The 19,392-nt window shown below is 39.2% G+C and carries 21 protein-coding genes; 18 read left to right on the top strand and 3 right to left on the bottom strand.

Annotation, left to right across the window (positions count from 1 at the left end):
• Positions 1 to 173: 173 nt before the first annotated feature.
• Entirely contained in the window at positions 174 to 1,286 is a 1,113-nt protein-coding gene (gene ald, locus AC3E7H_RS00380) for an alanine dehydrogenase (protein WP_049528166.1), read from the bottom strand.
• Between the two features lie 168 nt (positions 1,287 to 1,454).
• Here ald and AC3E7H_RS00385 point away from each other — a divergent pair, with 168 nt between their 5' ends.
• The 13 genes from AC3E7H_RS00385 (at position 1,455) to AC3E7H_RS00445 (ending at position 13,231) form a co-directional block, all read left to right on the top strand.
• Positions 1,455 to 2,024: a GNAT family N-acetyltransferase gene (locus AC3E7H_RS00385; RefSeq protein WP_049528167.1), complete on the top strand. Its 570-nt coding sequence runs from the start codon at positions 1,455 to 1,457 to the stop codon at positions 2,022 to 2,024.
• Positions 2,025 to 2,089: 65 nt separating this feature from the next.
• Complete coding sequence (locus AC3E7H_RS00390; RefSeq protein ID WP_075228698.1) at positions 2,090 to 2,731, top strand: helix-hairpin-helix domain-containing protein; 642 nt, start codon at positions 2,090 to 2,092, stop codon at positions 2,729 to 2,731.
• Positions 2,715 to 4,934 (top strand): ComEC/Rec2 family competence protein, encoded by a 2,220-nt coding sequence (locus AC3E7H_RS00395; protein ID WP_414269151.1) that lies wholly within the window; start codon positions 2,715 to 2,717, stop codon positions 4,932 to 4,934. Before AC3E7H_RS00390 ends, AC3E7H_RS00395 begins: the two co-directional genes overlap by 17 nt.
• Before the next feature lie 125 nt (positions 4,935 to 5,059).
• A complete protein-coding gene (locus tag AC3E7H_RS00400; protein WP_075227679.1) occupies positions 5,060 to 6,346 on the top strand; it encodes a peptidase U32 family protein in 1,287 nt (428 codons plus the stop codon).
• Positions 6,347 to 6,359: 13 nt separating this feature from the next.
• On the top strand, positions 6,360 to 6,671 hold the full coding sequence (locus tag AC3E7H_RS00405; protein WP_083280576.1) for a CHY zinc finger protein: 312 nt from the start codon (positions 6,360 to 6,362) through the stop codon (positions 6,669 to 6,671).
• A 229-nt stretch (positions 6,672 to 6,900) separates the two neighbouring features.
• Positions 6,901 to 7,101 carry a F0F1 ATP synthase subunit C gene (locus tag AC3E7H_RS00410; protein WP_001054551.1) on the top strand — a complete coding sequence of 67 codons (201 nt, stop codon included), beginning with the start codon at positions 6,901 to 6,903 and terminating at the stop codon, positions 7,099 to 7,101.
• Between the two features lie 32 nt (positions 7,102 to 7,133).
• Positions 7,134 to 7,850, top strand: a complete 717-nt coding sequence (gene atpB, locus AC3E7H_RS00415) for a F0F1 ATP synthase subunit A (protein ID WP_075228701.1) — start codon at positions 7,134 to 7,136, stop codon at positions 7,848 to 7,850.
• Positions 7,851 to 7,868: 18 nt separating this feature from the next.
• Positions 7,869 to 8,363, top strand: coding sequence for a F0F1 ATP synthase subunit B (gene atpF, locus AC3E7H_RS00420; protein ID WP_070461027.1), 495 nt, complete (start codon positions 7,869 to 7,871; stop codon positions 8,361 to 8,363).
• Positions 8,363 to 8,899: a F0F1 ATP synthase subunit delta gene (locus tag AC3E7H_RS00425; protein WP_490675910.1), complete on the top strand. Its 537-nt coding sequence runs from the start codon at positions 8,363 to 8,365 to the stop codon at positions 8,897 to 8,899. The genes atpF and AC3E7H_RS00425 overlap by 1 nt, the downstream gene beginning before the upstream one ends.
• 14 nt (positions 8,900 to 8,913) lie before the next feature.
• Complete coding sequence (gene atpA, locus AC3E7H_RS00430; RefSeq protein WP_490675911.1) at positions 8,914 to 10,419, top strand: F0F1 ATP synthase subunit alpha; 1,506 nt, start codon at positions 8,914 to 8,916, stop codon at positions 10,417 to 10,419.
• Between the two features lie 15 nt (positions 10,420 to 10,434).
• A complete protein-coding gene (locus tag AC3E7H_RS00435; protein WP_075228702.1) occupies positions 10,435 to 11,313 on the top strand; it encodes a F0F1 ATP synthase subunit gamma in 879 nt (292 codons plus the stop codon).
• Between the two features lie 81 nt (positions 11,314 to 11,394).
• Positions 11,395 to 12,801, top strand: coding sequence for a F0F1 ATP synthase subunit beta (gene atpD, locus AC3E7H_RS00440; protein WP_000094353.1), 1,407 nt, complete (start codon positions 11,395 to 11,397; stop codon positions 12,799 to 12,801).
• Positions 12,802 to 12,811: 10 nt separating this feature from the next.
• On the top strand, positions 12,812 to 13,231 hold the full coding sequence (locus AC3E7H_RS00445; RefSeq protein WP_049503620.1) for a F0F1 ATP synthase subunit epsilon: 420 nt from the start codon (positions 12,812 to 12,814) through the stop codon (positions 13,229 to 13,231).
• A 189-nt stretch (positions 13,232 to 13,420) separates the two neighbouring features.
• On the opposite strand, the gene AC3E7H_RS00450 is transcribed toward AC3E7H_RS00445, so the two are convergent.
• The gene (locus AC3E7H_RS00450) at positions 13,421 to 14,428 is read right to left on the bottom strand and encodes a lactonase family protein (RefSeq protein WP_075228703.1); all 1,008 of its coding nucleotides are present in this window, start codon (positions 14,426 to 14,428) and stop codon (positions 13,421 to 13,423) included.
• A 208-nt stretch (positions 14,429 to 14,636) separates the two neighbouring features.
• Between AC3E7H_RS00450 and AC3E7H_RS00455 the strand changes: the two genes are divergently transcribed.
• From AC3E7H_RS00455 to AC3E7H_RS00475, 5 genes are all read left to right on the top strand, one after another.
• Positions 14,637 to 15,800: an AI-2E family transporter gene (locus AC3E7H_RS00455; protein ID WP_000435438.1), complete on the top strand. Its 1,164-nt coding sequence runs from the start codon at positions 14,637 to 14,639 to the stop codon at positions 15,798 to 15,800.
• Complete coding sequence (locus tag AC3E7H_RS00460) at positions 15,790 to 17,022, top strand: tetratricopeptide repeat protein (protein WP_000071915.1); 1,233 nt, start codon at positions 15,790 to 15,792, stop codon at positions 17,020 to 17,022. Before AC3E7H_RS00455 ends, AC3E7H_RS00460 begins: the two co-directional genes overlap by 11 nt.
• 170 nt (positions 17,023 to 17,192) lie before the next feature.
• Positions 17,193 to 18,029: a DegV family protein gene (locus AC3E7H_RS00465; RefSeq protein ID WP_000195454.1), complete on the top strand. Its 837-nt coding sequence runs from the start codon at positions 17,193 to 17,195 to the stop codon at positions 18,027 to 18,029.
• Positions 18,030 to 18,135: 106 nt separating this feature from the next.
• Positions 18,136 to 18,411 (top strand): HU family DNA-binding protein, encoded by a 276-nt coding sequence (locus tag AC3E7H_RS00470; protein ID WP_001284633.1) that lies wholly within the window; start codon positions 18,136 to 18,138, stop codon positions 18,409 to 18,411.
• 342 nt (positions 18,412 to 18,753) lie between these two features.
• Positions 18,754 to 19,074 (top strand): heavy metal-binding domain-containing protein, encoded by a 321-nt coding sequence (locus AC3E7H_RS00475; protein WP_075228704.1) that lies wholly within the window; start codon positions 18,754 to 18,756, stop codon positions 19,072 to 19,074.
• 45 nt (positions 19,075 to 19,119) lie between these two features.
• Here AC3E7H_RS00475 and AC3E7H_RS00480 read toward each other — a convergent pair whose 3' ends face one another.
• The gene (locus AC3E7H_RS00480; protein WP_000710764.1) at positions 19,120 to 19,362 is read right to left on the bottom strand and encodes a type B 50S ribosomal protein L31; all 243 of its coding nucleotides are present in this window, start codon (positions 19,360 to 19,362) and stop codon (positions 19,120 to 19,122) included.
• Positions 19,363 to 19,392: the final 30 nt, after the last annotated feature.

The raw sequence follows: 19,392 nt of genomic DNA on the forward strand, positions 1-19,392 counted from the left end.
ATATTGACAAATAGTGATCACATTGATTAGAAACTAGAGTCTATCAAAATTTAAATTATAAAACATGACATGAGAAAACGAGCATCTCCAAGAACGGAAATGCTCGTTTTTGAGATTTAGAAGCTAGTTTTTATGTAGCTTCTTATTTTTGTAGTTTTAATTTGTAAATCATTTTAGACAAGTTTACTGATTGAAGTGAAGTCACGTTCCAAGCCTTCTGCAACTGGTTGGCTGGTGAGGTATCCTTGATAGGTTGTCACACCTTCAAGCAAGCCTGCGTCTTCTAGGATAGCTTTCTTAAATCCTTTTCCTGCCAAGGCTTCGATATATGGGAGAGTCACATTTGTAAGGGCGATAGTAGAAGTGCGAGCAACTGCTCCAGGAATGTTAGCAACGGCATAGTGAAGAACACCGTGTTTTTCATAGACTGGTTCATCGTGAGTTGTCACACGGTCAGCTGTCGCTATAACACCACCTTGGTCAACAGCAACGTCAACAATGACAGAACCAGGACGCATTTGTTGTACCATTTCATCTGTCACCAATTTTGGAGCTTTGGCACCAGGAATCAAAACTGCACCGATAACAACGTCTGCTTCACGCACACTTGCTTCAATATTAAATGGGTTAGACATCAAAGTTTGGATTTGGTGACCAAAGACATCTTCTAGGACAGAGAGGCGTTTAGCGCTGATATCAAGAATGGTTACTTGAGCTCCCAAACCTAGCGCAATGCGGGCTGCGTGTGTACCAACAACACCACCACCGATGATGGATACTTTTCCTTTTGGAACACCAGGGACACCACCGAGTAGAACTCCTGAACCACCAGCTTGTTTAGTCAAGAAATGAGCACCGATTTGGACTGCCATACGACCAGCTACCTCACTCATTGGAACGAGAAGCGGAAGTTGTCCTTGAGTATCACGGACTGTCTCATAAGCAACACCCGTTGCTTTAGCTGCAAGCATTGCATCTGCCAATTCTGGAGCAGCCGCCATGTGTAAGTAGGTGAAAAGAAGTAAATCCTCACGCAAGAACTGGTACTCACTAGCAAGGGGTTCCTTCACTTTAACAACTAATTCTGCTGACCAGGCTTCAGCAGCAGTAGCGACAATTTCAGCTCCTTGCTTTTCATAGTCAGCATCAGCAAAACCAGAACCAAGTCCAGCATTTGTTTCGATGAGGACTCGGTGACCACGACCAACAAGACTCTGTACACCAGCAGGTGTCAAAGCAACACGATTTTCATTATTTTTAATTTCCTTTGGAATTCCAATTAACATAGGATAACTCACTTTCTATTAAGCTATTTTAATTTATGTATCACATCATTCTTTAGAGTTTTTGTGATGACTTTATTGTATATGAAACCGTTTTAAATTGCAAGAAAAACTTGTAAACCTATTTCTTTTATGTTATTCTTTTAGCAACCTATTTTGGGAGGTGCAATCATGGAATCACTATTTATCAAACTAGCGAAGCATCCCATTATCGAAACAGAGCGCTTAGTACTTAGGCCTGTAACACTTGACGATGCAGAAGCTATGTTCGAGTATGCTTCAGATAAAGAAACTACGCGCTATACTTTTCCAACCAATCAAAGTTTAGAGGAAACTAAGAATAATATTGCTCAGTTTTATCTAGCCAATCCCTTGGGCCGATGGGGTATTGAACTAAAAAATAGTGGAGAGTTTATCGGAACTATTGACTTGCACAAGATCGATACTGTTCTTAAGAAGGCAGCCATTGGTTATATTATCCATCAAAAATATTGGAATCAAGGTTTGACAACTGAAGCCAATCGTGCCGTCATTAAACTGGCCTTTGAAGAAATTGGAATGAATAAGTTGACAGCCCTTTACGATAAGGATAATCCTGCTTCAGGAAAGGTCATGGAGAAATCAGGCATGCGCTTCTCTCACGAAGAACCTTATGCTCGTATGGACCAGCATGAAAAAGGTCGTATCGTGACAAGAGTGCATTATATCTTGACCAAGGAAGATTATTTTTCAAATAAGTAAGCAGTTGAAAAGATTTTTCAGCTGTTTTTTCTTTGCCTTACGAATAAGATAAGAGAGGAGAAAATATGGAAGAACTTATTGAGAAAATCAAAGAATATAAAATCATTGTTATCTGTGCTGGTTTGGGTTTGGTCTTGGGTGGATTTTTCCTGCTTAACCCAGCTAGGCAAACACCTGCTAAGGAAACAAAGGTGCAGACTGAAGTTGCAGCTGTTCCAAAGGATTCGACGGATGAAAAGGAAGATAAAAATCAGAAGGAAGAAGTGGTGAAGCAAGATCTAATTACTGTCGATGTCAAAGGTGCGGTCAAATCACCTGGAATCTATGATTTGCCAGTTGGAAGTCGTATCAACGATGCTGTCCAAAAAGCTGGTGGATTGACAGATAATGCTGATAGCAAGTCTATCAATCTTGCCCAAAGAATTAGTGATGAAGCACTTGTCTATGTTCCGAATAAGGAAGAAGCTACAAGCCAAGAGGCATATTTAAATGCTTCCAACAGCAAGGAAAATAAGAAAGTCAATCTCAATAAAGCTAGTTTAGAGGAACTGAAACAAGTTAAAGGCTTAGGTGCTAAACGTGCGCAAGATATTATTGACCATCGTGAGTCCAACGGTAAATTTAAGTCAGTTGATGATCTCAAAAAGGTTTCTGGTATTGGTACAAAAACGATAGAAAAGTTAAAAGAGTATGTCACAGTGGATTAGTCGCTTTCCCATCCCCAAAATCTATCTCAGTTTTCTTTTGCTATGGCTCTACTATGCAATCTTTTCCGCAAGTGTATTAGCACTTTTGGGCTTTGTTTTTTTACTGGTCTGCCTCTTTTTCCAATTTCCGTGGAAAACTGTGACCAAGGTCCTCTTGATTTGTGGACTTTTCGGGAGTTGGTTTGCATTTCAAAAATGGCAGCAAGAAGAAGCTAGTAAACATCTCGTTGACTCGGTTGATACGGTCCGAATCTTACCTGATACCATCAAGGTAAACGGGGATAGTCTTTCTTTTCGTGGAAAGGCTGACGGTAGACTCTTTCAGGTCTATTATAAACTTCAATCAGAAGCAGAAAAAGAAGACTTTCAACAACTAACTGATATTTATGAAATTACTTTAGAAGGGAAATTAGCTAGCCCTCAAGGAGCCAGTAATTTTGCTGGCTTTGACTATCGTAATTATCTAAAAAGTCAAGGGATTTACCAAACCTTGACTATTTCGAAAATTTCAGATAAGACAGCCACGAGCAGTTGGGATATTGGAGAAAATTTATCTAGTTTGCGAAGAAAAGCAGTTGTATGGATAAAAAGGAACTTTCCCGACCCCATGCGCAATTACATGACAGGTCTGTTATTAGGGCACTTGGACACAGACTTTGAGGAAATGAATGAACTCTATTCTAGCCTCGGAATTATTCACCTATTTGCTTTGTCAGGGATGCAGGTTGGTTTCTTCATGAATGCTTTTAAAAAGTCACTCTTACGATTGGGTTTGACGCAAGAGAAGTTCAAATGGTTTGCCTATCCCTTTTCTTTGGTCTATGCAGGTTTGACAGGGTTTTCAGCTTCTGTTATTAGAAGCCTGTTACAAAAACTTTTGGCTCAGCATGATTTTAAGGGCTTGGATAATTTTGCTTTGACGATTCTTATTCTATTTCTTATCATGCCAAACTTTTTCCTAACCGCTGGAGGAGTTCTTTCCTGCGCCTATGCCTTTATCCTAACTATGACTAGTAAAGAAGGTCAAGGCATAAAAGCTGTTGTCAGAGAGAGTTTTATTATTTCCTTGGGAATCTTGCCAATTTTATCGTTTTACTTTTCTGAATTTCAACCGTGGTCAATTGTCCTTACTTTTGCCTTTTCTTTCTTATTTGATATAGTTTTCTTGCCACTTTTATCAATGTTCTTCTGTCTGTCATGCATCTATCCTATTACCCAGTTTAACTTTCTCTTTGAATGGTTAGAAAGTATCATACGCTTTGTTTCTCATCTATCAAGTCGTCCGATCGTCTTTGGTCAACCGAGTCTTTGGGTTCTGGTATTTCTTTTAATTTCTTTGGCGCTGATTTATGATTATAGAAAGAATTTGAAAAAAATATCTATGCTTGGCATAGTTGCCATCTCGTTCTTTTTAGTTACCAAACATCCACTGGAAAATGAACTAACGGTCTTAGATATGGAGCGGGGGCGAAGCATTTTCCTAAGAGACCTGACAGGCAAGACCATTCTACTGGATGTCGGAGAGAAGTCTGAAGTTGAAAAGAAAGAAGCATGGCAGGAGAAAGTCACCACGAGCAATGCCAAACGTAGCTTAATCCCTTATCTAAAAAGTAGAGGAGCCGCAAAGATTGATCAGCTGGTTCTAACGACTAGTGATACTAAGCAGTTAGATCATGTGTTAGAAATCAGTAAAGCCTTCGAGCTTGGAGAGATTCTAGTAACTGAAGAAACTTTATCTAAGAGAGAATTTATGGATAAGCTGAAGGAAAGCAAAGTCAAGGTAGTTGCCATCAAAACTGGACAGCAGTTACCTATTTTTGGAAGTAGTTTAGAAGTAATCGCAACACAAAATAAGGATAAAAATGATTCAATTACAATGTATGGAAAGTTACTAAACCAAACCTTTCTAGTTACTGGAAATATCGAGGAGAAGTTTTTAACGAGCTATTATCCAAAACTCCAAGCAGATGTAGTGATAACTCATCAGCAAGTATCAAATAAAAAAACAGATATCGAAATCTTCAAAACTGTACACCCTAAAATCACGGTTATTTCAATAGACAAGAAAAAATCATTTAAAGTTAAAAATGGGGAGAATAAGCAAGAAGATAAAGAACTTGAGAATTTGGTATTAAAAACTGACAAAAAGGGCGCCATTCGTTTCAAGGGATGGACTACTTGGAATGTTGAAACTGTTCAATAACGTTTTTAGAGAAATCTAAAAATTAAAATTGTCTAAACAATCATTCAAGGCTTGATTTTGAATCCTGTTTACTATAAAATAGTTAAGATTGGTGTCAAACTTTTATATTGCAAATAGGAGAAAAAATGACAAAAACTTTGAAACGTCCTGAGGTTCTATCACCTGCAGGAACACTAGAAAAACTTAAAGTAGCTGTTCAATATGGAGCAGATGCAGTCTTTATCGGTGGTCAGGCCTATGGTCTACGTAGCCGTGCAGGTAACTTCACTTTCGAACAGATGGAAGAAGGAGTCCAGTTTGCGGCCAAGTACGGTGCTAAGGTCTATGTAGCTGCCAACATGGTTATGCACGAAGGAAACGAAGAAGGTGCCGGAGAATGGTTCCGTAAGCTACGTGACATTGGTATTGCAGCGGTTATCGTATCAGATCCAGCCTTGATCATGATTGCGGCGACAGAAGCACCAGGACTTGAAATCCACCTTTCAACCCAGGCTAGTGCGACTAACTACGAAACCCTAGAATTCTGGAAAGAACTTGGATTGACTCGTGTCGTTTTGGCGCGTGAGGTTTCTATGGAAGAATTGGCAGAGATTCGCAAACGTACAGATGTTGAGATTGAAGCCTTCGTTCATGGAGCTATGTGTATCTCGTACTCTGGTCGTTGTACTCTTTCTAACCATATGAGTATGCGTGACGCCAACCGTGGTGGATGTTCACAATCTTGCCGTTGGAAATATGACCTTTACGATATGCCTTTTGGGAAAGAGCGTAAGAGTCTTAAGGGAGAAATTCCTGAAGAATTCTCCATGTCAGCTGTTGATATGTCTATGATTGACCATATCCCAGATATGATTGAAAATGGAGTGGACAGTCTTAAGATTGAGGGCCGTATGAAGTCTATCCACTATGTTTCAACAGTAACAAACTGCTACAAGGCTGCTGTTGATGCCTATCTTGAGAGCCCTGAAAAGTTTGAAGCTATTAAGCAAGACTTGATTGATGAAATGTGGAAGGTTGCCCAACGTGAGTTGGCTACAGGTTTCTACTACGGAACACCATCTGAAAATGAGCAACTTTTCGGAGCTCGTCGTAAGATTCCAGAATACAAGTTTGTTGCTGAAGTAGTAGCTTATGACGCTGTAACTCAAACAGCAACCATCCGCCAACGTAACGTTATCAACGAAGGTGACCAAGTTGAGTTTTATGGCCCAGGTTTCCGCCATTTTGAAACTTATATCGAAGACCTTCATGATGCTAAAGGTAATAAAATTGACCGTGCACCAAATCCAATGGAACTTTTAACCATCAAGGTTCCTCAACCAGTAGAAGCTGGTGACATGGTACGTGCTTTGAAAGAAGGCCTGATCAATCTTTACAAAGAAGATGGAACAAGCGTCACAGTTCGTGCCTAGATAAGGAAAAATCATGGTTCAAGCTCAGGGCTTACTAGTAGATGATGAAAGCAGATGTGTTCATTACCATAGTGATAAAGATATCGTAGCGCTCCAGTGTTATCAGTGTAAGAAATACTATGCCTGTTATCAGTGTCACAATAAACTAGAGTCGCACACATTTTCTCCTTACCCTTTGAATCTAAGACAGGATAAACCTATCTTATGTGGTTCCTGTAAGAACACCCTAACTTATGAGGAGTATCGAGAAAAGGGGAGCTGTCCTTATTGTGTAGCACTCTTTAATCCAGCTTGCCAGAGTCATCACTCGTATTATTTCAAATAAGCAATTGTCAATCCAGGTTTTGAAACTTGGATTTTTCTTTTCAGAAAAATAGGAAAGATAAGGAAAATAATCTGAAAAGACATTAAAATTTTCTATATAATTGTCTTGAAAATCGTAAAAATAGAAATAAATGATTAGAAACGCTTTCAATGCTAGTAAAAAGTTGACAAAAGCAAATTTTAGGACTAAACTAGGGAAGTAAATTTAATTTAAAAAAGGAGAATTCGTCATGAATTTAACATTTTTCGGTCTATGTCTTGCCTGTATGGGTGTATCTCTTGCAGAAGGATTTTTGATGAACGGTTTGTTCAAATCTGCAGCACGCCAACCAGATATCATCCCACAATTGCGTAGTTTGATGATCATGGGGATTGCCTTTATCGAAGGAACATTCTTTGTAACCTTGGCGATGTCATTTGTCATTAAATAGACAACTCTATTTAGAAATGGAGGTGTCAAACCATGGAAGAAAGTTTGAATCCAACCGTTAATATTGGACCAATATCCTTTGATTTGACCCTGCTTGCCATGTCTCTTGTAACTGTTTTGATGGTTTTTGCCTTTGTCTACTGGGCAAGTCGTAAAATGACCATCCGTCCAAAGGGTAAACAAAATGCTCTTGAGATGATTTATGACTTTGTGATTGGTTTTACCAAACCAAACATTGGAGAATCATACATCAAGGATTATTCCTTGTTTCTGTTTTCTCTATTTCTGTTTATCTTAGTTGCCAATAATATCGGCTTAATGGCAAAAGTACAAACAACAAACGGTTATAACTTGTGGACTTCCCCAACAGCCAACCTTGGATACGATTTATCCCTCTCATTATTGATCACTTTGATCGCCCATGTAGAAGGAGTTCGTCGTAGAGGTGTTAAAGAATATTTGAGTGCATTTGTTACACCTGGCTTCATGACTCCGATGAACATTTTAGAAGAGTTCACCAATTTTGCTTCCTTGGCGATTCGGATCTACGGAAATATTTTTGCCGGTGAGGTCTTAGCTGGATTGCTATTAGCCTTGTCACAAAATGCTTTGTATTGGTATCCTTTTGCCTTTATCGCAAACATGTTATGGACAGCCTTTTCGATTTTCATTTCATGTATTCAAGCTTATGTATTTACCATGTTGTCATCTATGTACATTGGTAAAAAAATAAATGAAGGGGAAGAGTAAGTAGAGGAGGATTAGAAGATGGATTTAACTATTAGTACTATTATTGGTGACTTTATTCTGATCGCTGGTTCCTTCCTTTTATTGATCTTTTTAGTGAAGAAATATGCTTGGGGAAATATTTCCAGCATCTTAGATGAACGTGCTGAAAAGATTTCTTCAGATATTGATGGTGCCGAGGAAGCCCGTAAAAAGGCTGAGGAACTGGCTAACAAACGTGAAGCTGAGTTAGCGGGTAGCCGTACCGAAGCTAAAACGATTATCGAGAATGCAAAGGAAACTGCAGAGAAAAGTAGAGCCGATATTTTAGCCGAAGCTAAACTTGAAGCAGGCCGCTTAAAAGAAAAAGCCAACCAAGAAATTGCGCAAAACAAAGCTGAGGCTTTACAAAGCGTTAAAGGTGAGGTAGCAGATTTGACAGTTAGTTTAGCTGGAAAAATCATCTCACAAAACCTTGACGGTCATGCCCATAAAGAACTCATTGATCAGTATATCGATCAGCTAGGAGAAGCTTAATGGACAAAAAGACAGTAAAGGTAATTGAAAAATACAGCATGCCTTTTGTCCAATTGGTGATTGAAAAAGGAGAAGAAGACCGTATCTTTTCAGACTTGACTCAAATTAAGCAAGTCGCTGAAGAAACAGACTTGCCTTCTTTTTTGACTCAGGTAGATGTTGATGAGTCTGACAAGGAAAAAACAGTCAGTTATTTCCAAGACTCTGCATCGCCATTATTACAAAACTTTATTCAAGTTCTGTTGTACAACCATCGATCAAATCTTTTTTATGATGTGATTGTAGATTGTTTAAACCGTCTTGAGAAAGAAACGAATCGTTTTGAAGTAACGATTATGTCTGCTCATCCTCTAACCGATGAACAGAAAGAACGTCTACTTCCTATTGTAGAGAAAAAGATGTCTTTAAAAGTGCGTAGCATTAAAGAAGAAATCGACGATAGTTTAATCGGTGGTTTTGTCATTATCGCCAATCACAAGACAATTGATGTTAGTATTAAACAACAACTTAAAGTTGTTAAGGAAAATTTGAAATAGAAAGTGGTGTTCTTTTGGCAATTAACGCACAAGAAATCAGCGCTTTAATTAAGCAACAAATTGAAAATTTCAAACCCAATTTTGATGTGACTGAAACTGGTGTTGTAACCTACATCGGTGACGGAATTGCGCGTGCTCATGGCCTTGAAAATGCCATGAGTGGAGAGTTGTTGATCTTTGAAAACGGCTCTTATGGTATGGCGCAAAACTTAGAATCAACAGATGTTGGTATTATCATCCTTGGAGACTTTACAGATATCCGCGAAGGCGATACCATTCGTCGTACAGGGAAAATCATGGAAGTTCCAGTTGGTGATGGCTTAATTGGACGTGTCGTGGATCCACTTGGTCGTCCAGTAGACGGGCTTGGTCCAATCGACACAAACAAGACTCGTCCAGTTGAAGCACCAGCACCTGGGGTAATGCAACGTAAATCAGTATCAGAACCATTGCAAACTGGTTTGAAAGCTATTGATGCCCTTGTTCCAATCGGACGTGGTCAACGTGAGTTGATTATCGGTGACCGTCAAACAGGGAAAACAACCATCGCTATTGATGCTATCTTGAACCAAAAAGGTCAAGATATGATTTGTATATATGTAGCGATTGGTCAAAAAGAATCAACAGTTCGTACACAAGTAGAAACACTTCGTCAGTACGGAGCTTTGGATTACACAATCGTTGTGACAGCTTCAGCTTCACAACCATCTCCATTGCTCTTCCTAGCTCCTTATGCTGGGGTTGCCATGGCGGAAGAATTTATGTACCAAGGGAAGCATGTGTTGATCGTTTATGATGACTTATCTAAACAAGCGGTAGCTTATCGTGAACTTTCTCTCTTGCTCCGTCGTCCACCAGGTCGTGAAGCCTTCCCAGGGGATGTCTTCTACCTTCACAGTCGTCTACTTGAGCGTTCTGCTAAAGTTTCTGATGAACTAGGTGGTGGCTCTATTACAGCTCTTCCATTTATCGAGACACAAGCAGGAGATATCTCAGCCTATATCGCTACAAACGTAATCTCTATTACGGATGGACAAATCTTCCTTGGCGATGGACTCTTTAATGCTGGTATCCGTCCGGCTATTGATGCGGGTTCTTCTGTATCTCGTGTTGGTGGTTCTGCTCAGATTAAGGCCATGAAGAAAGTTGCTGGTACCCTTCGTATCGATCTTGCTTCATACCGTGAGTTGGAAGCCTTCACTAAATTTGGTTCTGACTTGGATGCAGCTACTCAGGCTAAATTGAACCGTGGTCGTCGTACTGTAGAAGTATTGAAACAACCAGTTCACAAACCATTACCTGTTGAGAAACAAGTTACTATTCTCTATGCTTTGACCCATGGTTTCTTGGATACAATTCCTGTAGACGATATCGTTCGTTTCGAAGAAGAGTTCCATATGTTCTTTGATGCTCAACATCCTGAGATTTTGGAAACCATTCGTGAAACAAAAGACTTGCCAGATGAAGCAGTCTTGGATGCTGCGATTACTGAGTTTCTCAATCAATCAAGCTTCCAATAAGAATAGAGGTGTCAGATGGCAGTATCTCTAAATGATATTAAAACAAAAATCGCCTCAACAAAAAATACTAGTCAAATCACTAACGCGATGCAGATGGTTTCTGCAGCTAAGTTAGGTCGTTCTGAAGAAGCAGCTCGTAACTTCCAAGTTTATGCACAAAAAGTGCGTAAGTTGGTTACAGATATCCTTCACGGAGATGGTGCTGGCGGATCAACAAATCCAATGTTGATTAGCCGCCCGGTCAAAAAAACAGGCTATATCGTCATTACTTCTGACCGAGGTCTAGTCGGTGGCTATAACTCTTCAATCTTGAAGGCCGTCATGGAAATTCAGAAGGAATACCATCCATCAGGTGATGATTTTGAAGTTATCTGTATCGGTGGTATGGGAGCAGATTTCTTCAAATCACGCGGTATTCAACCAATCTATGAATTGCGTGGACTTGCAAGTCAACCAAGCTTTGATGAAGTTCATAAGATTATCTCTAAAACGATTGAAATGTATCAAAATGAACTTTTTGATGAGCTCTACGTTTGCTATAACCACCACGTGAATACATTGACAAGTCAAATGCGTGTAGAACAGATGCTTCCAATCGTGGACTTGGATCCAAATGAAGCAGATGATAACTATAGCTTGACTTTTGACCTTGAAACAAGTCGTGAAGAAATCTTGGATCAATTGCTGCCACAGTTTGCAGAAAGTATGATTTATGGTGCTATTATTGATGCCAAGACAGCTGAAAATGCTGCTGGTATGACAGCCATGCAAACAGCGACAGATAATGCCAAAAAAGTGATTAATGATTTGACAATTCAGTATAACCGTGCCAGACAGGCGGCGATTACACAAGAAATCACAGAAATTGTGGCAGGAGCTAGTGCTTTAGAATAAAGCCATCCTGCTCACATCAATGAACTTAGGACCTAGTCATTCTAGGAACCGATAGTATCTTATATAGAATAGGAGAAGGAGATGAGTTCAGGTAAAATTGCTCAGGTTATCGGACCCGTTGTAGACGTTTTGTTTGCAGCTGGAGAAAAACTACCTGAGATTAACAATGCACTTGTCGTCTACAAAAATGACGAAAAGAAAACAAAAATCGTCCTTGAAGTAGCCTTAGAGTTGGGGGATGGTATGATTCGTACTATCGCCATGGAATCAACAGATGGTTTGACTCGTGGAATGGAAGTATTGGACACAGGTCGTCCGATCTCTGTACCAGTAGGTAAAGAAACCTTGGGACGTGTCTTCAACGTTTTGGGAGACACTATTGACTTGGAAGCTCCTTTTGGAGAAGATGCAGAGCGTCAGCCAATTCATAAAAAAGCACCTACTTTTGATGAGTTGTCTACCTCTTCAGAAATTTTAGAAACAGGGATTAAGGTTATCGACCTTCTTGCCCCATATCTTAAAGGTGGTAAGGTCGGGCTCTTCGGTGGTGCCGGAGTTGGTAAGACTGTCTTGATTCAAGAGTTGATTCACAACATTGCCCAAGAACACGGTGGTATTTCAGTATTTACTGGTGTTGGGGAACGTACTCGTGAAGGGAACGACTTATATTGGGAAATGAAGGAATCAGGCGTTATCGAGAAAACAGCCATGGTATTTGGTCAGATGAATGAGCCACCAGGAGCACGTATGCGTGTTGCCCTTACTGGTTTGACAATCGCTGAATACTTCCGTGATGTAGAAGGTCAAGACGTTCTTCTCTTCATTGACAACATTTTCCGTTTCACTCAGGCTGGTTCAGAAGTATCTGCCCTTTTGGGTCGTATGCCATCAGCCGTTGGTTACCAACCAACCCTCGCAACAGAAATGGGTCAATTGCAAGAACGTATCACTTCAACTAAGAAAGGTTCTGTAACCTCTATCCAGGCTATCTACGTGCCAGCGGATGACTATACTGACCCAGCGCCAGCAACAGCCTTCGCTCACTTGGATTCTACAACCAACTTGGAACGTAAATTGGTTCAATTGGGTATCTACCCAGCCGTTGATCCACTTGCTTCGAGCTCTCGTGCTTTAGCGCCTGAAATCGTTGGAGAAGAACACTACGCAGTTGCTGCTGAAGTTAAACGTGTTCTTCAACGTTACCATGAGTTGCAAGATATCATTGCGATCCTTGGTATGGATGAACTTTCTGATGAAGAAAAAACTTTGGTTGCTCGTGCCCGTCGTATTCAGTTCTTCCTTTCACAAAACTTCAACGTTGCGGAACAATTCACTGGTCAACCAGGTTCTTATGTTCCAGTAGCGGAAACAGTTCGTGGGTTTAAGGAAATTCTTGATGGAAAACACGATCATCTCCCAGAAGATGCCTTCCGTGGAGTAGGTTCAATCGAAGATGTTATTGCTAAGGCTGAAAAAATGGGATTTTAAGAGGTGATCTATGGCTCAGTTAACTGTCCAGATCGTGACACCAGATGGCCTCGTCTATGATCACCATGCCAGCTTTGTATCAGTTCGAACTCTGGATGGTGAGATGGGGATCTTGCCACGACATCAAAATATGATTGCGGTATTAGCAGTTGATGAAGTTAAAGTCAAACGTATTGATGATGATTCTCATGTCAACTGGATAGCAGTAAATGGAGGAATCATCGAGATTGCAAATGATGTGATTACTATCATTGCAGACTCAGCTGAGCGTGCTCGTGATATCGATATTAGCCGTGCAGAACGTGCCAAACTTCGTGCAGAACGTGAAATTGAAGAAGCACAAGACAAACACTTGATTGACCAAGAGCGTCGTGCTAAAATTGCATTACAACGTGCTATTAACCGAATCAATGTCGGAAATAAACTATAAAAAAATGAGGTTGGGACAAAAAGATCCCGACCTCACTTTTTATTAGCAACCAAACTTTGACGCGGTAGCTGATTGAACTTTTTGTTCGTCTTTTAGACTCCAAAAAGCTCCTAATCATCCTCGCGGGGCTGGGACTACGAAATCGAGATTTTGTCTATCGATTTCTGTCCCACCGCCATTTTTCTATGTTTAAAAAGTGACGCAAACCGCTTCAGGTACGTGAAAGTCATTGGAAAGTTCTGCAAGACGACCAGTTTCTGGATTGCGTTTAAAGACTGTTGCATTATCAGAATCCTGATGAACGGCGATGAGAAATTCTTGATCTGGTGAGAGAATAAAGTCTCGAGGAGTTTTCCCGTTTGTAGGAACGAATTCTAACAACTCTAAACTACCATCAGCTAGAATAGTGTAAACTACAATAGAATCATGACCACGGTTTGATGCATACAGATATTTTCCGTCTTTTGAAAGACGAATAGCTGCAGTTCCATTAAAGTCATTAAATCCATCTGGGAGTGTGGAAACAACTTGCATTTTTTCAAATGCACCGACGCCATCATAAATCAATACTTCAATCGTACTATTGAGCTCACAGATGAGATAAGCAATTTTGTAGTGATTATGAAAAACAAGGTGACGTGCCCCTGCACCAGGACTGCAGTTGTAGGTAGCTAGCTTATTTAGCTTACCTTCTGGATTAACATCATAGGTAGTAACTTCATCAGTACCTAAGTCACATGTGACTAAATATTGGTCTGGGGTTAAATCTGTAAAGTGTACATGTGGAGAAGCTTGATTTTCATGAGGACCATGACCGCTATGTTGAACAACGTCAGTTAATTCAAGACTGCCATCTTCTTTACGTTTATAAACCAGAACTTGTCCCTTGTGATAGTTAGCACCATATACTAGACCACGTTTCTCATCGACAGCCACATAACAGTGAGGTGCACCTTCAGCTACAACATGGTTTAGTAAAGTACCATCAGTTTGATAGGCAGCAATTCCCCCTTGTCCCTCTTTGCTACCGACAGTGTAGAGGTGATTTTCTTGATCAAATGCAAGATAGGTAGGACTTGGTTCAGCAGCAAAGAGTTTAAGATTGGATAATTGCCCAGTTTCTGTATCAAAATCAGCTTGATAAATCCCTTGGGATAAACGACGTGTGTAGGTTCCAAAATAAATTGTTTCAATCATATCTATACCTCTAAATAAAGATGTTTCTATTATATCATAAATTAGGAGACCTGAAGAAAATAGATAAAAAAGTATGAAACTTCTAAGTATGAAATCAGTAAAATACAAGATGGATTTTTTATAGTTTTCAATCGTTACTCCACACTTTTAAAACAGTTTATTCCTTGTAAAAATGGTATAATGAAAAGACAAAGGAAAGGAAGTAGATATGGAACAAAAAGAGAAACATTTTAATTTATCCTGGTTTTTTAAATGGTTTTTAGATAATAAGGCTGTTACAGTTTTTTTGGTAACCTTATTACTAGGTCTGAATATTTTTATTTTAAGTAAGATTAGTTTTTTATTTATCCCTGTCGTTGATTTTTTATCAGTGGTCATGTTGCCTGTTATTTTATCAGGATTGCTTTTTTATTTGTTAAATCCACTGGTAGATTTGATGGAGAAGTACAAGATAAATCGTGTCTTATCCATTAGTATTATCTTTGTCATTATTGGCATACTCTTGATTATTGGTCTGGCCGTTGCGATTCCAAATCTTCAACGTCAAGTGGTTATTTTTGCGCAAAATGTACCAAATTATCTCGAAGATGCTGACAGAGTTATTGATGATCTTGTAACCAAACGTCTACCAGATGACTTTAGACCTCAACTGGAACAGGTTCTAGCTCAATTCTCAACACAAGCAACTGCTTGGGCAAGTAATATTTCTTCAAAAGCTGTGAACTGGGTTAGTGCTCTTATTAGTGGAACGTCACAAGTCATTGTCGCTCTAATTATTATGCCGTTTATGCTCTTTTATCTCCTTAGAGACGGAAAAGGTTTAAGAGATCATGTCACTCAATTCTTACCAAATAAATTGAGAGAACCAGTAGGTAAGGTTCTATCAGAAGTAAACCAACAACTAGCTAACTACGTTAGAGGACAAATTACTGTTGCTGTTATCGTGGCGATTATGTTTATCATCTTCTTTAAAATTATTGGTTTGAGATATGCGGTGACCCTTGGTATTACTGCTGGGGTTTTAAATCTTATCCCTTATCTTGGAAGTTTCCTTGCCATGATACCAGCTCTGGTACTAGGCTTAATTGCTGGACCAGTTATGCTCTTGAAAGTTATTATTGTTTTTATCGTAGAGCAGACAATTGAAGGTCGATTTGTATCTCCATTGATTTTAGGTAGTCAACTCAATATTCATCCAATCACGATTCTATTTGTTCTGTTGACTTCTGGTTCTATGTTTGGTGTTTGGGGAGTCCTATTAGGAATTCCTGTTTATGCTTCAGCAAAAGTTGTTATTTCAGCGATTTTTGAATGGTATAAAAAAGTTAGTGGTCTGTATGAGTTAGAAGAGGAGGTCGAAGGTGAGCAATAGTCAAGAAATGCTTGAAGCTTTGGATCAGCAAGATTTAATAAGAGCTGATCATTATTTTCAAAAAGCATTGGTAGAAGACTCGGATGATCTTCTTCTGGAACTGGCTTATTATCTAGAAGGTATTGGTTTTTATCCACAAGCTCGTCAAATCTATGAAAAACTAGCTCCAATATTTCCAGAAGTAAATCTCAATCTAGCTAGTATCGCAAGCGAAGACGGACAAATTGAAGAAGCGTTTGCCTATCTAGAAGAAATTCAACCCAATAGCGATTCTTATGTATCTGCGCTTGTTTTAAAGGCTGATTTCTATCAAATGGAAGGCTTGACGGATGTCGCTCGAGAGAAGCTCTTAGAAGCTCTTCATTACTCTGATGATCCGCTACTGACGTTCGGGTTAGCAGAGCTAGATAGTGAACTAGGAAACGATTTAGAAGCGATTAAAGGCTATGCTCAACTGGATAACCGTGACATATATGAGCAGACAGGGATTTCGACTTATCAGCGGATTGGAACTGCCTATGCTCGACTTGGAAAGTTTGAATCAGCCATAGAGTTTTTAGAAAAAGCTTTAGAGTTAGAGTATGAAGATCAAACTGCTTTTGAATTAGCGAGTCTCTACTTTGACCAAGAGGAATATCAAAAGGCAGTTTTATATTTTAAACAGTTAGATACTATTTCTCCAGATTTTGAAGGTTATGAATATGGCTATAGCCAGGCTCTACATAAGGAACATCAAACTGAGCAAGCTTTACAGATAGCTCAACAAGGTTTGGAAAAAAATCCTTTCGAAACACGTTTGCTACTCCTGGCTTCACAATTATCTTACGAATTGCATCAACCTGAGCAGGCGGAATCTTATCTTCTTCAAGCTCAAGAAGATGCAGAGGACCAAGAGGAAATCCTCTTGCGACTAGCAACCCTGTATCAGGAGCAAGAACGGTATGAGGATATTTTAGACCTAGAAGTTTATGAGCCAGAAAATCTCTTAACTAAGTGGATGATTGCACGGAGTTACCAAGAAACTGAAGATTTGGATTCTGCCTATGAATCTTATCAGGTGTTGGTTCCAGAACTCAAGGAAAACCCAGAGTTTTTAGAACAATACATTCATCTACTACGCGAGCTTGGAAAATTTGAAGAAGCAAAAGAGCAGATTCAACACTATCTCAAGTTGGTTCCCGATGACATACAGATGCAAGATTTGTATGAACGTTTATTATGATACTAAAATAGTCGTCTTAGCAGGCGACTATTTTTATATAATTAAAAATTTATAAATTCCAACATAAAAATGAATAGATACAGTATGAATTTTTAGTTATTTTTTGATATAATTGTTATAGTTAAATTGAAAAATTCACTTAAAAAGTGAAACATAGAAAGATTTGAATTATGACACAAGTAAAAATCGTAACAGATTCTTCTGTTACCATTGAACCAGAAGTGGTCAAAGAATTAAATATTACCGTCGTTCCGCTCTCTGTAATGATTGATAGTGTTCTTTATTCGGATGCTGATCTTGAAGAAGGGGAATTTCTTCGCTTGATGCAAGGGAGTAAAAATCTGCCTAAAACAAGTCAACCTCCTGTTGGACTCTTTGCTGAAATCTTTGATGAGTTGAGTAAAGACGGTAGTCAAATTTTAGCTATTCATATGTCTCATGCCTTATCAGGAACTGTCGAAGCAGCTCGTCAGGGTGCCAGCCTATCGACTGCTAAAGTAACTGTAGTAGATAGTTCTTTTACAGACCAAGCCCTGAAATTTCAAGTGGTTGAAGCAGCTAAATTGGCTCAAGAAGGGCAAGACATAGAAACAATTGTGGCTCATGTTGAAGAGGTGAAGAAGAACACAGAACTCTACATCGGTGTTTCTACCTTGGAAAATCTTGTTAAAGGTGGACGTATTGGCCGTGTGACAGGTCTTCTAAGCTCTCTATTAAATATCCGTGTAGTTATGGAGATGAAGGATGACGAATTGCAACCAATTGTTAAAGGACGTGGAGCTAAGACCTTTAAGAAATGGTTGGATGAACTAGTTTCAAAATTGTCAGAACGTTCTGTTGCCGAAATTGGTATTTCCTATTCTGGAACTAGAGATTGGGCAGAAGAGATGAAAGAAATCCTACAACCATTCGTAGAAAAACCAATCTCTGTCTTAGAAACAGGGTCGATTATTCAGACCCATACAGGTGAAAATGCTTGGGCTATTTTGATCAGATATGAGCTCTAAAAAAATAAAGAAAATAGCAAGAAATAGCGTTTTTGACTTGACCTACAAGAGAATTTAGGATATGATTGTAATTGTTAATTAGAAATTATTTGGAGGAATTATTAACATGGCAAACAAACAAGATTTGATCGCTAAAGTAGCAGAAGCTACAGAATTGACAAAGAAAGACTCAGCAGCAGCAGTTGATGCTGTATTTGCAGCAGTAGCTGATTACCTTGCAGCTGGTGAAAAAGTTCAATTGATCGGTTTTGGTAATTTCGAAGTTCGTGAGCGTGCAGCACGTAAAGGTCGTAACCCACAAACTGGTAAAGAAATCACTATCGCAGCATCAAAAGTTCCAGCATTCAAAGCTGGTAAAGCTCTTAAAGACGCTGTTAAATAATGAATTTAGAAAAAGCCTATTGTATCAAGCTTTTTAGCTTGGTCGATAGGCTTTTTTTTGTGTATAGGGGGCATTTTTTGGGCAGGGTACAACAGCCTCTATTTGTCATTTTGGAGGAAAATTCAACAAGTTGGTAAAATAGGTGAGGTTGAAAAATATATCCCAAGCTAGGGTTCGCAAAGGATACATTCAAACATTTATCAGTACAATTGGCACTAAATGGATAGCAAACAAGGATGGTGAGAAGAGTTTCCTTTCAAGTATTGAGCCCCTTATAGTATTTCTTGACAGAGTTAGTGAAAGGGTTTACAATTATATAAAAGAAGTTAGGAGGAAAGGAAGATGATTATTTCAACTACGGGAATTGAAGGGAAAAAAATCCTAGCCTACAAAGGAATTGTCTTTGGTGAAGTAGTTGCTGGAGTTAATATGTTCAAAGATATGGCTGCTGGCTTCCGTAATGTTTTTGGAGGTCGAGCGAGTAGTTATGAAGGTGAATTGACTCAAGCAAGAGAAGAAGCTATAGCAGAAATGATGGAGCGTGCAAGTGAACGTGGAGCAAATGCTATTATAGGTATAAAAATGGACTATGAAACTTTAGGTGCTGAAAATGGTATGCTGATGGTCACTTGTAGTGGAACAGCAGTAATCGTTGACTCCTGATTTGAAGAAACAAAAAAAGAACAGCTAGAGCTGTTCTTTTTATGATTATTTGAGACCGTACTTTTTGTTGAAACGATCCACGCGTCCATCTGCTTGAGTGAACTTTTGACGTCCAGTGTAGAATGGGTGTGAGTCTGATGAAATTTCCACACGGATCAATGGGTAAGTTTCGCCTTCGAACTCAACAGTTTCGTTAGAGCGTTTTGTTGAACCGCTAAGGAATTGGTAACCAGTAGTTGTGTCCATGAAGACAACTGGGCGATATTCTGGATGGATATCTTTTTTCATTTTGCAATATTTCCTTTCTGCCATGGTCTC

This window comes from Streptococcus sp. SCPM-O-B-15304 (M98) (genome assembly GCF_058200215.1).

What these genes read in the sequence shown, in the direction of transcription:
- AC3E7H_RS00425 (WP_490675910.1), top strand. Translation starts at nt 8,363, where the DNA reads ATGGACAAAAAGACAGTAAAGGTAATTGAAAAATACAGCATGCCTTTT.
- atpF (WP_070461027.1), top strand. Translation starts at nt 7,869, where the DNA reads ATGGATTTAACTATTAGTACTATTATTGGTGACTTTATTCTGATCGCT.
- AC3E7H_RS00405 (WP_083280576.1), top strand. Translation starts at nt 6,360, where the DNA reads ATGGTTCAAGCTCAGGGCTTACTAGTAGATGATGAAAGCAGATGTGTT.
- AC3E7H_RS00385 (WP_049528167.1), top strand. Translation starts at nt 1,455, where the DNA reads ATGGAATCACTATTTATCAAACTAGCGAAGCATCCCATTATCGAAACA.
- atpB (WP_075228701.1), top strand. Translation starts at nt 7,134, where the DNA reads ATGGAAGAAAGTTTGAATCCAACCGTTAATATTGGACCAATATCCTTT.
- AC3E7H_RS00400 (WP_075227679.1), top strand. Translation starts at nt 5,060, where the DNA reads ATGACAAAAACTTTGAAACGTCCTGAGGTTCTATCACCTGCAGGAACA.
- AC3E7H_RS00410 (WP_001054551.1), top strand. Translation starts at nt 6,901, where the DNA reads ATGAATTTAACATTTTTCGGTCTATGTCTTGCCTGTATGGGTGTATCT.
- AC3E7H_RS00470 (WP_001284633.1), top strand. Translation starts at nt 18,136, where the DNA reads ATGGCAAACAAACAAGATTTGATCGCTAAAGTAGCAGAAGCTACAGAA.
- AC3E7H_RS00435 (WP_075228702.1), top strand. Translation starts at nt 10,435, where the DNA reads ATGGCAGTATCTCTAAATGATATTAAAACAAAAATCGCCTCAACAAAA.
- ald (WP_049528166.1), bottom strand. Translation starts at nt 1,286, where the DNA reads ATGTTAATTGGAATTCCAAAGGAAATTAAAAATAATGAAAATCGTGTT.
- AC3E7H_RS00455 (WP_000435438.1), top strand. Translation starts at nt 14,637, where the DNA reads ATGGAACAAAAAGAGAAACATTTTAATTTATCCTGGTTTTTTAAATGG.
- AC3E7H_RS00450 (WP_075228703.1), bottom strand. Translation starts at nt 14,428, where the DNA reads ATGATTGAAACAATTTATTTTGGAACCTACACACGTCGTTTATCCCAA.
- AC3E7H_RS00445 (WP_049503620.1), top strand. Translation starts at nt 12,812, where the DNA reads ATGGCTCAGTTAACTGTCCAGATCGTGACACCAGATGGCCTCGTCTAT.
- AC3E7H_RS00390 (WP_075228698.1), top strand. Translation starts at nt 2,090, where the DNA reads ATGGAAGAACTTATTGAGAAAATCAAAGAATATAAAATCATTGTTATC.
- AC3E7H_RS00475 (WP_075228704.1), top strand. Translation starts at nt 18,754, where the DNA reads ATGATTATTTCAACTACGGGAATTGAAGGGAAAAAAATCCTAGCCTAC.
- AC3E7H_RS00465 (WP_000195454.1), top strand. Translation starts at nt 17,193, where the DNA reads ATGACACAAGTAAAAATCGTAACAGATTCTTCTGTTACCATTGAACCA.
- AC3E7H_RS00480 (WP_000710764.1), bottom strand. Translation starts at nt 19,362, where the DNA reads ATGAAAAAAGATATCCATCCAGAATATCGCCCAGTTGTCTTCATGGAC.
- AC3E7H_RS00395 (WP_414269151.1), top strand. Translation starts at nt 2,715, where the DNA reads ATGTCACAGTGGATTAGTCGCTTTCCCATCCCCAAAATCTATCTCAGT.
- atpD (WP_000094353.1), top strand. Translation starts at nt 11,395, where the DNA reads ATGAGTTCAGGTAAAATTGCTCAGGTTATCGGACCCGTTGTAGACGTT.